The organism is Ignavibacteriales bacterium (assembly GCA_026390575.1).
Lineage (GTDB): Bacteria > Bacteroidota > Ignavibacteria > UBA10030 > UBA10030 > Fen-1298.
This window is the reverse complement of record JAPLFR010000001.1, coordinates 42,709-55,826: the sequence shown is the minus strand read 5'-3', so window position 1 is coordinate 55,826 and position 13,118 is coordinate 42,709. Positions and strand designations below refer to the sequence as shown.

Annotated in this window: 14 protein-coding genes; all 14 read right to left on the bottom strand. The window is 43.2% G+C overall.

The features are described 5' to 3' along the window. Window positions 1-34: 34 nt before the first annotated feature. The 14 genes from NTX44_00255 to NTX44_00190 all read right to left on the bottom strand — a co-directional run bounded on the left by NTX44_00255 (window position 35) and on the right by NTX44_00190 (window position 13,057). Window positions 35-1,051 carry a hypothetical protein gene (locus NTX44_00255; GenBank protein ID MCX6120037.1) on the bottom strand — a complete coding sequence of 339 codons (1,017 nt, stop codon included), beginning with the start codon at window positions 1,049-1,051 and terminating at the stop codon, window positions 35-37. Window positions 1,052-1,133: 82 nt separating this feature from the next. Continuing rightward, window positions 1,134-2,840 (bottom strand): tetratricopeptide repeat protein, encoded by a 1,707-nt coding sequence (locus NTX44_00250; GenBank protein MCX6120036.1) that lies wholly within the window; start codon window positions 2,838-2,840, stop codon window positions 1,134-1,136. Between the two features lie 7 nt (window positions 2,841-2,847). Beyond that, entirely contained in the window at window positions 2,848-3,750 is a 903-nt protein-coding gene (locus NTX44_00245; GenBank protein ID MCX6120035.1) for a substrate-binding domain-containing protein, read from the bottom strand. Beyond that, a complete protein-coding gene (locus tag NTX44_00240; protein MCX6120034.1) occupies window positions 3,747-3,965 on the bottom strand; it encodes a hypothetical protein in 219 nt (72 codons plus the stop codon). The genes NTX44_00245 and NTX44_00240 overlap by 4 nt, the downstream gene beginning before the upstream one ends. A 116-nt stretch (window positions 3,966-4,081) precedes the next feature. Further along, window positions 4,082-4,813: an energy transducer TonB gene (locus NTX44_00235; protein ID MCX6120033.1), complete on the bottom strand. Its 732-nt coding sequence runs from the start codon at window positions 4,811-4,813 to the stop codon at window positions 4,082-4,084. 8 nt (window positions 4,814-4,821) lie between these two features. Further along, window positions 4,822-5,319: a biopolymer transporter ExbD gene (locus NTX44_00230; protein ID MCX6120032.1), complete on the bottom strand. Its 498-nt coding sequence runs from the start codon at window positions 5,317-5,319 to the stop codon at window positions 4,822-4,824. Window positions 5,320-5,322: 3 nt separating this feature from the next. Beyond that, window positions 5,323-5,790 carry a biopolymer transporter ExbD gene (locus tag NTX44_00225; GenBank protein MCX6120031.1) on the bottom strand — a complete coding sequence of 156 codons (468 nt, stop codon included), beginning with the start codon at window positions 5,788-5,790 and terminating at the stop codon, window positions 5,323-5,325. A 17-nt stretch (window positions 5,791-5,807) separates the two neighbouring features. Then, window positions 5,808-6,542: a MotA/TolQ/ExbB proton channel family protein gene (locus NTX44_00220; GenBank protein MCX6120030.1), complete on the bottom strand. Its 735-nt coding sequence runs from the start codon at window positions 6,540-6,542 to the stop codon at window positions 5,808-5,810. 60 nt (window positions 6,543-6,602) lie between these two features. Beyond that, complete coding sequence (locus NTX44_00215; protein ID MCX6120029.1) at window positions 6,603-6,947, bottom strand: STAS domain-containing protein; 345 nt, start codon at window positions 6,945-6,947, stop codon at window positions 6,603-6,605. A 236-nt stretch (window positions 6,948-7,183) separates the two neighbouring features. After that, entirely contained in the window at window positions 7,184-8,506 is a 1,323-nt protein-coding gene (locus NTX44_00210; GenBank protein MCX6120028.1) for a sigma-54 dependent transcriptional regulator, read from the bottom strand. A gap of 5 nt (window positions 8,507-8,511) precedes the next feature. Further along, on the bottom strand, window positions 8,512-10,362 hold the full coding sequence (locus NTX44_00205; protein MCX6120027.1) for an ATP-binding protein: 1,851 nt from the start codon (window positions 10,360-10,362) through the stop codon (window positions 8,512-8,514). A 9-nt stretch (window positions 10,363-10,371) separates the two neighbouring features. Further along, complete coding sequence (gene obgE / locus NTX44_00200; protein ID MCX6120026.1) at window positions 10,372-11,361, bottom strand: GTPase ObgE; 990 nt, start codon at window positions 11,359-11,361, stop codon at window positions 10,372-10,374. Between the two features lie 29 nt (window positions 11,362-11,390). Continuing rightward, window positions 11,391-12,650, bottom strand: a complete 1,260-nt coding sequence (locus tag NTX44_00195; GenBank protein MCX6120025.1) for a hypothetical protein — start codon at window positions 12,648-12,650, stop codon at window positions 11,391-11,393. A 65-nt stretch (window positions 12,651-12,715) separates the two neighbouring features. Next, the gene (locus NTX44_00190; protein MCX6120024.1) at window positions 12,716-13,057 is read right to left on the bottom strand and encodes a four helix bundle protein; all 342 of its coding nucleotides are present in this window, start codon (window positions 13,055-13,057) and stop codon (window positions 12,716-12,718) included. Between the last annotated feature and the right edge of the window lie 61 nt (window positions 13,058-13,118).

The following is a 13,118-nucleotide window of genomic DNA, read 5'->3' as shown; positions in this document are numbered from 1 at the left end:
GACCTCGGCTTATCAAAAGATGGGTGTAATAATACTACTTAAAGCGAATGGAAGCAATGACTTTCTCAAACGCAGGCAGGAAGTCTTTCTTCATTGGAGCGTAATAAGTTAATATAACCCTGAAAAATTTGTCGTTTTTCACGACAAAATATGTTCTGCGTTCAATACCCTTCTGAGGAATTTCGTTAAAATAAACGGATTTTTCTCCGTTAATTTTTGTGTCACCTTTGGAAGTTGCCTTGATCTTTTTTGAGTTTTGTTCAACAACCTTTTCCAATGAAAGTTTCTTAGCAGGCCTTACATCTATGTCAATTGTGCAATCATTTCTCGAGACTTTAGTAACTCCCATAAACCTTATCGCTGATATCACATCACCCTTTTTTGGCATATCACTCGCGCCAAAATTAGCTGGATATTCCAATTGGAGATTGTTATCTGAATACCGTTCGGTCTGTGCAATTGGAAGTGCAGGATCAACGCCTTTTTCAATAACAATTTTTTGGGGTAATTTTAATGATGCCATTACCGAATCAAACACGATTTTATACGGTTCAAAAAGATCGTTGAAAGCAGAATATTGCACATAAAAAATTGTTGAATCTTTCAACGTGGCGGCGCAGATCGTACTGATTTTTGTTTTCTCGTCGTACGCACCGGTATAGATTACCTTTTTGGCACCAAGTCCCTCAATAGTGGCGTCTTCAATTTCTTTAACAGTGAATCCTTCAGCCGTCTTTCCGTCTTTGAAGTCCTTGATATATTTCGTATAATCCTGCATAGAATCACTGCGCACAGACGCAATAATGATCTGGATACCATCAGCTTTACGTGTCTCATGATCAAAGAATTTCTCAGCAGCTTCGGCTGAAGATGAAATGACCACTTTCTTCGATTCTGTCACAACCACCCAATCCTTAGGATAGTTAAATGAAACTTTGAAGAATTGATCCTGAAACTGTGCCCATTCTTTTATATCGGCAGTTGAGCTCTTTTTGCACCCTGGCAAGAAAGCAAATACTGCTAATAAGAAGAGGATGATTTTTTTATTCATCGCCGTTCCTTTCGATTAGAGCTGTGTGGAAGAAACAAGTTGATTTTTCACTATTATTCTCATTGAATCGGAACTTCATTTTCTATTCTGGCTGCAGATCTTTCAAACCTTTTTTAGCGGCTTCATTCTTCGGATCAAGCTGAAGCGTCCGTTTATATTCTCTTATAGCATCTTCCTTTTTATTCAAATTCTGATAGCTCTGTCCAAGAAGAAGGTGCGATTGACCAACATCTTCTTTGTACTTAATTGATTTCTTTAAGGAAGTAACGGCATCTTCCCATTTCTTTTTTGATTCTTCCGGCGTCGATTTCTTTTCCAGCATTAACGCCAACGCAATCCCGCGATAGGCATCGGCAAGTTCAAAGCGAAACTTTGTCTCTGCAGTATCAATGACCTTAATTGCCGTTTCAAATGCGCTGCTCCCGGCATCAAAATCTTTCATCTGGAAATAACAAAAGCCCAGGTTAATATAAGCGGGCGGATATTTTGGATTCTGCGCAATTGCTTTTTTCAGGGCGGCACTTGCTGATTCAAATTTATCGATCTGCATCATACACTGAGCGTAATTAATGATAGATCCTACAGCTACTGTGTCGATCTGAAAACGCTTTTGAAAAAATTCTGCAGCACGCTCGTATTGTTTGTGGTTCATATAATACGACCCTATTTCACCAAGCAAATAGGATCGCAGTGCAATTGCCTGTGTCGTATCTTTGATCGCTTCTTCCCAGGTTATCACCGCCAGAGAATCCTTTTTCACTTGTTTATAAGCAGTTCCTAGCCAGCGATAATCATCAAACTCCATGGTATCAATGGCTGCAATTTTTTTATATGCCTCAATAGATTGTGCATATTGTTTATCGATAAGATTTCCATAGGCAAGGGCTCTATACGCGAGAACTGAATTTGGCTCGAGTTTTATATATGTTTTTGCTACCTCGAAGGCTTCTTTATATTGCCTGCTTTTATACAGCGCTTCTAAAAATATCGATTGGATTTCTTTAGGAGGAGCTTTCTCGTTCTTAAAGTATTCTTTGAGAGTCTTTGCACAATTTGTATATTGTTTTGCGCGATAGAATAATCCTGCAAGTTCAAGACGAGCTGCTTCATTATTTGGATCTTGGGCAAGAATACGGACATACCATTCTGCCGCTGTTGTATATTGCCGGTCATTCTTATATGTATTGGCTATTTTATACAATACTCCGGATTGGAGCGAATCTATCTCTAAGCACTTTTCATAATTACTAATCGCCATGGGAGTTACTTTTTGCTTTAAATAAGCATCTCCCATCACTTCGTATGCTGCCGCAATCTGTGGATCCAATTCCTTTGCTTCTGCGGCGGCGACCAACGCAGCATCAGCAGAATCTAAAGCAATGAGACTCTGTCCCAGGACAACAAGCAAAGGAGGATACTTCGACTGCTTTCGCTTCGTCATCTTCAGCCCTGCTTTTGCTGTAGCATAAGCGTCTTGTACGTTTTTCTTTGCAAGTTGAATCTGCCCGAGAACTGTATATCCTTCCATCATCTCGTCGTCCAACTGCACTGCCTTCTTTGCAGCAATTTCCGCAGAATCGAGGCTTCCTGCTTGTTCATATGCCTTTGCAAGAATTAGCCATCCATTCTCATCGCGCGAGTTGGATTGAAGGTACGTTTGACAAACAACAATTGCCTCACCATATTTTTTTTGTTTCATCAGGTCTGTTGCTCTATCAAGTGACTGACTGATGACTGTGGTCGTGGCAGCTACCATCATAACCGCAACAACTAAAAGGATACGCTTCATTATCGTTTCACTCCGCATGTAACTGAATAGTCCGATATGGAATAGTAACAGGCACTAAGCCTGCTGTCTGAAAAATCTTTTGCCCAACATTTGATAGTACTAATGCGCTAAAACCAACTCCAACAGCCGCCTTGGCTTCCGCGTTGTAAAGATACAAAGAATAATGGAATGGATAAAGCGATTCGTGAATTTCTTGCTGACCCGGTAAATATTCTCTTTCGTCGCCCTCTGGCGATTTTGCAAGGATTGGGAGCATCTTCACTTTTATCGTTTGATCCGTCAGAAGCGATGCGGCTACAAATCCAACCGATTGCGCGTGTGCACTTACGTACTGAATCACGTCACGTTGACTGTCCATGACTGTATTTGGTTCCAACGGTTTCGATCCGGCAAATATCTTTTTCTGAAGTAATTCATACAACCCAGAGTTTCTTCCGGTCAGAACAAAATCAATAGGCCCAGACCATCGAGATTCAGCAATCTGTGTCCATTCTGTTGCTGTTTTTGTGACTATGTGATGTACCGATTCTGGAGTAATATTTGGAATTGGATTTTGCTTGTGAACGATGACTGCAATGCCGTCTTCGGCAATTTTATACTCAACAAGCCGAAGAGAAGCTTGTTGTGCAACTTGTTTTTCTTCTTCATTAAACTGCCGATCAATCACAATAGTATGAACGCTGTCATTTAAAAATGAAACGATTGCCTCACGAGTTGTTGCGCCGCGCACTTCAATTTTCACCTGCGGATAGAGACTCATGTATTGTTCACCTTCTTGTTGCATGAGCGGTAAGTACGGATCAGCGGTAAGCAACAGGCGATTACTTAATGGCGCTGTCTCATTTTGTTTTTTACATCCGCTGATGACTGCAATGATAATAAAGAGTATGGAAAGAAGTGTATGCTTCATTCTTCTTCATCTTTTTCATTTTTTTGACGCACGTGGATCCATGTAGAAACAAACCGATAAATTCCCCAGAGCATTAGTACAATGCCGAATGTTACGCGCAATTTACTCGGCACATATTGGAATGCAACACCGCTTATCACTATTATTCCGAATAGAAACGTAATAATAGAAACGGAGTAATGTAAATACGTCGATATATTGGAAAGCTTCCGCACTCTTACGAACCTCGACCTCATAAACGTGCAAAGCTGATAAGTCTAAGTATCAGTTCATCCCAACTTTCAGGATGTGCTGTTTCCTTGCACTCATCAGCTTTGACGTTATCAAATGGTTATTTATTTCCCGTCAGTCTAAACCGGAACGGGATAGAAACCCAAACCGAGACCGGACCTTTCTGCATCACTGCCGGAGTAAAGACCCATTGCTTCGCAGCTCCGATCGCAGCATCTTCAAAGATTGGAGCATCGCTCTTGAGAAGAACAACCTTACGTACTTTTCCCTCTTTATCTACCCATACTTTTACGAACACATTGCCTTCCAAGCCGGCGCGTAAAGCGAGATCCGGATATTTCGGCTCAACTCGCTTGACAACTGTGGGTTCCTTTTCGTATGGAACGAAATCTGGAGGTGGAGCATCTTCATCAATCTTCAAATCTTGTTCAATTTGAGCGGCACCAGCACTTGACGAACTTGCATCGATTGCAGGTGCGGATTGCTGGCTCAATTCTGTTTGTGATAAAATGGTCTGCTCTGGGCTGACTTCTGCATCAGGCACAGGAACGGGAACACCAATACTTGGCCTCACTGCCGGACCTGAAACTGCAACAGCAGGTGCGGCTTGATTGGTCAACGATGGAGGTGGTCCAAGATCTGTGTATTTCATAATGCGGACCATATGAACAGGTTCTTCATCTTCATTCAACCAGATGGCTAGATGATATGTGCCGACACCGGAGAAGCAGATGAGAATGCCTGTTATAAGGCCCCACATCATATATTTTTGAGCAACCGTTTTTAATTCGGCTGCACCATACTGGACAGGTACTGCAATTGTTTGCGCCATATCGTCTCCTATCCTGCTACTTTCGCTATCAACTTTTTATCAGCATCTTTCATTGGTGCAAAGCTGAATTTTGTGATATTAGCGAGGTTGAGCTCATCCATAATGTCGACCATATCGTTATATTTTGATTCACGATCGATCTGCACCAGCGTTATGAGTTTTGGATTGCTGCGAAGTCTTTCAATGAGCAGCGGACGCAGTTCTTTAAATGTGATTTTTTTAAGCGCAGTCGGTTCATTACCCATACTCCAGTAGATAGCCATACTCGGCTCAACGCGTACTGTGAGAAGCGTGGATGCTGCAACTTCCACCTGAACATTGTCATCCGGCGGTAAATTCAACTCCATCGTTTGGGGCTTGTTGAAGACTGTCGTAAGCATGAAGAATGTCAGCAGCAACATGGCAACGTCAACCATCGGCGTCATGTCGATGTGAATACCAGCGCGCTTCTTTTTCTTCTTCCCTTTTGAATGCGATTTTGATTCAGCAACTTCTGCACCGGCCATAAATTATGCTCCTTTATCCAAATCTGTGACGAGATTAAAGCGTGTAATCTTCGCTTTCACTAAAACATCCATCACATCTTCCATCGGTCCATAGGGTGCGTTTTTATCACCCTTAATGACCGTGCGAAGCTTTGGATCATTGATACGTGCTGTAATGAGTAAATTGCCGAGCGTATTTTTATCCACCTCGACTGATTTTCTGTATTTGTTTTGCACACCAAACAACCGCTCCATCAGACCTTGTGAATCAACACCCAGCCAGATCTTGCCGTCTTTGGTCACATACACCATCATGATGTGCGATTCCGGCAGTTTGAATTCCGAATGCGACGCCGGAATGATAACATCGACATCCTCGGGCGGTTTAAACTGCGTCGTCAACATGAAGAACGTCAGCAAGAGCATTGCTACGTCCACCATTGGTGTCATGTCGATGCGAGTGCCGAGTCTTTTCTTTTTATGTTTTGGCATAACGTCACCTTTCCCGGTTACTTCTTATGCGGTCTGCGTGATGCTAAGGATTGAATTATGGAATAGCTCGCTTCGTCAATCATATAGGTGAAGTTATCGATTTTCGTGACAAAGAAGTTATATGCAACGATACCGCCGATACCAGCAACAAGACCGCCGGCAGTGTTGATAAGCGCTTCAGAAATACCGATAGCGAGTTGAACTGCATCAGGTGCGCCGGCTCGCCCCATTGCTTGGAATGAACGAATCATCCCGATAACTGTTCCGAGCAATCCCACCATCGTTCCAATAGAAGCAATTGTGGACATCATCGATAGGTTTTTTTCCAGCATTGGCACTTCGAGCATCGTTGCTTCTTCAATAGAGCGCTGAATACTTTCCATTAATTCTTTTTGTCCTTTCACATCACCTTCTTCTATCACCATTTTGTATTTTTCTAGGCCCGCGCGGAGAACGTTGGCGCAAGAGCCGCGCTGTTTATCGCATGCGGCAAGCGCTGCATCGATATCGCCGGAATTCACTGCCTGTTGCACGCTTTTTAAAAACACAGTTAACGTGCCTTTGCCATTGGCTTTCTTCAATGTGAGCCAACGCTCAACGACTACTGCGATCAGCATGATAACAATTGCGATAAGACCGATGACAAGTACACCGCCTTCCTTGATGAAGGATGGTAAAAAGTATTCGAAAATCACCCAGCCAAAAACGAAAGCGAGGACGATAACGATAGCATTGAACGTGGAAGTCTTCATGAAACGTTCTCCTGATTTGTGTGATATGTAATGATTATGATTATGACTTATACTTTAAGACTACTTAAGACTATTGATCGCCTGCTGACGATCTTCTTCTACGTTAAAAACACTCGTGAGCTTTGTAATGACAAAAACATTTTGAACCCCTTTTGCAACGTTGCAGAGGCTGATTTTGCCAGACACTTTTTGATACATAGAATGGATGCCGACGAGCGCACCTATTCCGGAACTATTCATATACGTAATGCTGCCAAGATCAAGCACAAGTTTTTTATTTCCTTGTTCCACTAAATCTTTGGCTTTGGCTTTTAAATCGTCCGTCTCTTCACCGCCAATCAGCGAACCACGCGGCTCCAGCACAGCGATTTCCAAATTATTGAGTGTTGTAAGTTTTGTTGACATTTTAATTCCTCGATTCTTTGAGTTCGATAAACAAACTAATTCTGATACTCAAATTTAGTACCACACATCCCGAGTCTTTCATGGCTTTTTCAATACAATATCTGCCTTTTGGAATAACAGAAAGTGAAGATGTGGGGAAAAATTCCACGCTCTTAATGAATAAGGAGTGTATAAAGGCGAAATTGCAGAAATTTGACGAGAAAATGAATGAGGAAAAATGCCCCGCGTTCTGACGCTTATAATCCAAATTTCTTGCGTTTGTTCAGCAAGGTCTTTCGATCTACGCCAAGAATGCGAGCGGCTTCATCGTAATCTTTTGCAATCTGAAGAACTTTTTTGATTTGTACTTTTTCAGTTTCTTCCAAAGAGAGGGCATTTGTTTCAATTCTTGCGCGAATCTCTTCCGGCAAATGTGCTGGTTCGATGACGCCATTTGCTGCAAGAAGCGCTGCGCGCTCGATGACGTTTTCCAATTCCCGAACATTGCCGCTCCAACGATACGTTTTCAGAACTTTGTCAGCATCCGTTGAAATTTTGATGTCACGATCTTTTGAAATTTTATTGAGAAAATGATGGATGAGCAGCGGCACGTCTTCCGGCCGTTCTCGAAGCGAAGGAAGTTTTATCCGGACTCCATTCAAGCGGTAGAAGAGATCTTCGCGGAAACTTCCTTCTTTCAATGCTTCGTCCAAATTGCGATTTGTTGCAGAAATTACTCGCACGTCCACTTTGCGCGTTATATTTTCACCAACACGCTCGAAATCTTTCGTCTGCAGAACACGCAAGAGTTTCGATTGGATGGATGATGACAACTCCCCAATTTCATCTAAGAAGATTGTTCCGCCGTCTGCCATTTCAAACCGGCCCTGCCGATCCTTCAACGCGCCGGTAAATGCACCGCGCACATGGCCAAATAGTTCGCTCTCTAATAGCTGTTCTGGAATTGCGGCACAGTTCACTTTGACAAACGGTTTATCGGCACGATTGCTTTTCTGGTGGATGTAATGCGCTACTAATTCTTTTCCTGTGCCGCTTTCTCCTTCAACCAGAATGCTAATGGTACTTTCTGCAACACGCGCTGCAATGTCAAGCTGTTCAATCATTGCACGGTTCCGTGTGATGATTTCACCGCTGCCCTGCAAGGAGGCAAGTTCTTCGCGAAGTTCAGCTACTTCATGAACAAGCTGATGATGTGCAAGAACTTTTTGTGTGAATAGTTTCAATTCCTCAAAATCGAAGGGTTTCTGTAGATAATCGTGCGCCCCTTTTTTGATCGCGACGACAGCTGTATCGACCGAGCCATGGGCTGTCATAATAATAACAGTCGTGTTGGGCGAATACTGTTTTATCTCAGCAAGGACTTCAATACCATCCATGGGCGACATTTTTAGATCGACAAAAGCTATATCAAATACATGTTCCTGCAGTAAGTGCAATACATCCTGCGGTTTCGCACAGAGCGTTGCATCAATACCGATCGATTCGAAACAGATACCGATTGTATTGAGAATATTTTTCTCGTCATCGACAACAAGTATTTTTGGTTTTTGCTGCTGCATTCGACTTATACCTCGGCCTGCAGTACGGTAGGAAGAGTGAAGAAAAATGTGCTGCCAACTCCTATCTGACTTTCTACCCAGATTCGTCCACCGTGGGCTTCTACTACTTCTCGAGCAATTGCCAACCCCAATCCAACGCTGCCCGGTGTTGTCTCAGTTGAGCTTTTCACTTGTACAAATTTATCAAAAACTGTTTCTAAATTCTCTTGTGGAATTCCATGCCCCGTATCGGCAACGGTTACAAAAAGTCCATCTTTCTCTTCCTTGGCAGTCAACTGAACTTTGCCGCCTGTATCGGTGTAACGAAGTGCATTACTCAATAAGTTCGTGACAACCCAGGTAAGCTGATGGGGATCGGCAGAAAGCGCATGGAGATGTTCCGGAATAGCAAGCTCTAGGTGAATCTGTTTTTCCTCAAACGGAAGACGCAGCGGTCGCACGGCGTCCGCCACAAGCCGGCGGAAATCTATAAGTTCTTTTTTCATTTCATATTTGCCGGATTCAAGCTTGGAAAGATCCAGCAATTCTTTTACCAATTTTCGCAGTCGTTCAGAATCATCTTTCGCAGCCACAAGAAGATCTTTTTGGCGCTGGTTCACGGATCCCACAACTTCCTGAGAAAGGATATCGATGCCCATGCTTAATGACGTCAACGGTGTGCGAAGTTCATGAGAAACCGTTGCAATAAACTCGGATTTCATCCGGTCAAGGTCTTTGAATCGCGTTACATCCTGTAACAGCGTGACCACACCTTGAATATTTCCATGCTCATCCATAATGTGCGCTTGACGCGGCCGGAAGTATAATTTCAGATCGTTGCGTGTGAATGCGAAAAGCGGATCGCGGTGCTCCTGTTCTATGCGCCGGATGCCGCCGAATTCCAGCATCTCTGCCCAGCTTTGATTGCCGACGACTTCGCGCAAAACTTTCCCATGCCAATCGGCTCCACGGACATCGAAGACAGCCGCCGCGGCTTGATTCATCAGAACAAGGACTCCGTTCTGATCCGTCACGATAACCGGGTCGGCAATACTTTCTACAATCGTCTCGGATTTTTTCTTCTCCACAATGAGCTGTTGGATATTTAATTGCTCATAGGTTCTCAAGCGTTCCGTCATCTTGTTGAATTCTTGACTCAGCTCTCCAATCTCATCGTCTGTGTTCACATCGATTTTTTGATTCAGCTGACCGCTACTGATACTGCGGACAGAACGAGTCAGTTTCTCTGCCGGTAAAAGAATAGTCCGCGAAAATCGTATACTTGTGAAGATACTCAGAAATACTGCTACGATAGAAATCGTAATGACCGTGACAGTTGCATCGCTGGTCAGCTGGTTTAATTTTTCTTCGGTCACCGTCATTGCATCTTGATTAATTTCGAGATACTCGAAGCATCCATCCTGCAACGATTTCGCGACAGGAAGAATTAATCTCGTTCTGAATTCGGCTGCAGCGGTTGTCTGTCTTTTCATTTGCAAGAGACGATACAACGAATCAGTAAGCTGGGTATATCGATAAGAATCCTGGGTGATCCGGTCCAGGACTATTTTTTCTCGATCATTCACATTGCCTTGTTTTGCTTTTTCCAACCATCCGAAAAAATTTGATCGATTCGTGCTAAATTGAAAATACGCATCATTATCTTGAATCAACATCGAAAGCTGGGCATTTTCCTGTCGACCTAAAGCCTTAAACATATTTTGCGCAGCGCGGACGCTTTCATAGTTATCATGTAACATGAGACTAAACGTATCACGGAGATTGGAAAAACTATAGACAGCAAAAGCGCTCGTTGCCAAACCGATAACAACAATAACGACATAACTAAAACCAATTTTATAACGGAGACTTGTCACAGAACCTGCCTACTTCTTATTCAACACTTTCCACATTTCGCCCAGCAGTTCGCGGAGTCCTTCTCCCGTAACCGCTGAAATAGAAAACGTCACCACGCCGCGTCCGAATTTTATCGATGCAAGCTTCTTCTTATCCGCTTCATGAACAATATCCATCTTGGTAAGAGCAACTATCTTTTTCTTTCTTGCAATTGCAGGATTGTAGGAAGCAAGTTCATTCAGAAGAATATGATAATCCTTTTTCGGATCTTCGCTGATGGATTCAATGAGGAACACAAGGACGCGTGTGCGTTCAATATGACGGATAAATTGAATACCAAGACCCTTGCCCTCGTGTGCGCCTTCGATCAGGCCGGGAATATCGGCGATAACAAAACTATTTCCTTCCGCATAGCGGACGAGACCAAGATTCGGCGTGAGTGTCGTAAAAGGATAATCTGCAATTTTCGGTTTGGCTGCAGATACCACTGAGATCAGTGTTGATTTGCCGGCATTCGGAAAGCCAACAAGCCCGACATCCGCAAGGAGTTTGAGTTCAAGAATCAGTTCGCGTTCCTCGCCCGGCGTTCCAGGCTCAGCAAACCGCGGCGCTTGATTCGTAGGTGTAGCGAACTCTCCATTCCCTCGCCCGCCTTTTCCACCTTGCGCAATAATGAATTCATCGCCATCGTGCAACAAATCGACAATGGTCTTTCCTTTCACTGCATCCCGTACCAAGGTACCGCAAGGCACCTTAACAACTTCGTCCTTCCCTGATTTTCCTCCCTGATCTTTTCCGCGTCCATTCTCTCCGCGTTCTGCTCGATAACTTCGTTTGTATTTAAAATCAAGCAATGTGTTCAACTGCCTGTCCGCACGGATAATAACGCTACCGCCGCGCGCGCCATTACCGCCATCCGGTCCGCCCTTCGGAATATATTTTTCATGCCGGAAGCTGATGCACCCATTGCCGCCATCACCTGCTTTGACAGAAATTCTTGCTTCATCGATAAATTGCATAAAGAACCTGCCCGATAAAAATTGCCGACCTATTGATTGGCAATGGATGAATGAAAATGCGCATATAATTTATCTGTGAAACCTACCGCTTCCGCGCTAAATGGATCTGTCTGATTGACAAGAAAAAGTTTATCAAGATATTGAGCAACCTGTTCCCACGTACGCAAAAGACTTATTTCTGTGACTGCCCCGCGAAACGCCGGTTCATCATTTGCAAAAAGTTTCCGGACAATAAGGGCAAATTCTTCACCGGGAAAAAGATCAAGAATTTCCTTCTGCTTCGCGCTCGGTGTCGATGCAAGATACTGCTCATCGTTCTCCCCAAAGACAAGGAGCGGTATTTTCGGCTTTATGTCCTTCTCTGACGCTTGTGCCTCATCGATTGTTTCTTGCACGAGTCCGGTACTATCAACATTCATTGTTGATATCGGTTCGTTCTCGTGCTGTTCTGTGTCGGGCGGTACAACAGGCGATGCAAGCACATGGACAGTTGCATCTTCATTACCTGTTCGAACGACTTCTATGATATCTGCCAATCGATCTGCTGTAATTTGTATGACACGATTATGGTCGCGCTCGAATTCCAACCGCGTACAGATTTCCTGAATGTTTTTATCTCCAAAAAAAACAATGGCTGCATTAATCGGGAGTGTTTGCTGCTCAAATTCCACCTGCGGCACCATTTTACCGGATTCGACAAAATCGAACAAAGCACGTGTCATATGTGCGAGTTCAAGGCTGGAATGCTGAGTCACCACTTCATGATCGATCTTTTCTATCAGCAACTTGAATTCTTCATACGTCACTTCTGCCAATCCACGATCAACAATAAATCGCTTAATCAATTCAGGGAAGTACGTATAATCAACGCAATATCTGAGACGTTTTTCAATAACCTCCGAAGCGACTCTGCGCTGCTCGCCAACAATAAAATTTAACAGTGTCCATTGCGGGCGGCAAAGATAGTTGAATTGAAAATGTACCGACTCATCAAGAAGCGATTCAAATTCCTGCACACTGAAATGATAATTCTGAACAAGCAATAAATCAATCTGCTCTTCAAGACTTCGCACTTCGGGCAGTGAATAGGAAAATTTTTTAGAACGGTACTCCAATCCTCGTTCCTGCCTGAGTGTCTTTTCAACTTCAGCTTTGAAATACGCCTTTATTGCCGGATGGATTCTTGCTGAAAGTATTTTTTTTAAGATAATACCGTCATCCTCGCCAATCGTTTTAATGTGAACGGCATGGATGATGGATTCTATTTCTGCTTCAAAAATGTAACCCATTGTTAAATTAAGCCATTATGTGATTGCGTGATTGAGCGATTAAAGGATTATGAGGAAAATACATTTTATCTCCTACCACGTACTGTTTGATGGGAGGCTGAGAAAATAGCAAGCAATTCATTTGCTTCCTTAAGCAAGTCACCCGTCTTTTCTGTGGAAAGTATATTGAGTTCTGTTATCATTTCAAGCCAAAACACTGTTTCATCAGCTTCTTCTACAACAATACCAATTTTCGCAATGAATTCTGCTTTTGAACGGGCTCTGCAAACCGCACAATAATTTGCAGCAACAGATGTTGCAGAACGCATCAATTGTCTTCCTATAATCTTACTCTCTTCATTACTCGGGAATATCCGAACGAGTCTAACAATTCCAATAGCAAATTGTTTTGTTCGATCTCTTAATATTTCCGGTTGACTTTTTACAATGAATCAATCTCTCGTTCTCTTAATCACTCACTCTCTCAAT

What these genes read in the sequence shown, in the direction of transcription:
- NTX44_00225 (MCX6120031.1), bottom strand. Translation starts at nt 5,790, where the DNA reads ATGCCAAAACATAAAAAGAAAAGACTCGGCACTCGCATCGACATGACA.
- NTX44_00245 (MCX6120035.1), bottom strand. Translation starts at nt 3,750, where the DNA reads ATGAAGCATACACTTCTTTCCATACTCTTTATTATCATTGCAGTCATC.
- obgE (MCX6120026.1), bottom strand. Translation starts at nt 11,361, where the DNA reads ATGCAATTTATCGATGAAGCAAGAATTTCTGTCAAAGCAGGTGATGGC.
- NTX44_00250 (MCX6120036.1), bottom strand. Translation starts at nt 2,840, where the DNA reads ATGAAGCGTATCCTTTTAGTTGTTGCGGTTATGATGGTAGCTGCCACG.
- NTX44_00230 (MCX6120032.1), bottom strand. Translation starts at nt 5,319, where the DNA reads ATGGCCGGTGCAGAAGTTGCTGAATCAAAATCGCATTCAAAAGGGAAG.
- NTX44_00220 (MCX6120030.1), bottom strand. Translation starts at nt 6,542, where the DNA reads ATGAAGACTTCCACGTTCAATGCTATCGTTATCGTCCTCGCTTTCGTT.
- NTX44_00195 (MCX6120025.1), bottom strand. Translation starts at nt 12,650, where the DNA reads ATGGGTTACATTTTTGAAGCAGAAATAGAATCCATCATCCATGCCGTT.
- NTX44_00215 (MCX6120029.1), bottom strand. Translation starts at nt 6,947, where the DNA reads ATGTCAACAAAACTTACAACACTCAATAATTTGGAAATCGCTGTGCTG.
- NTX44_00235 (MCX6120033.1), bottom strand. Translation starts at nt 4,813, where the DNA reads ATGGCGCAAACAATTGCAGTACCTGTCCAGTATGGTGCAGCCGAATTA.
- NTX44_00255 (MCX6120037.1), bottom strand. Translation starts at nt 1,051, where the DNA reads ATGAATAAAAAAATCATCCTCTTCTTATTAGCAGTATTTGCTTTCTTG.
- NTX44_00210 (MCX6120028.1), bottom strand. Translation starts at nt 8,506, where the DNA reads ATGCAGCAGCAAAAACCAAAAATACTTGTTGTCGATGACGAGAAAAAT.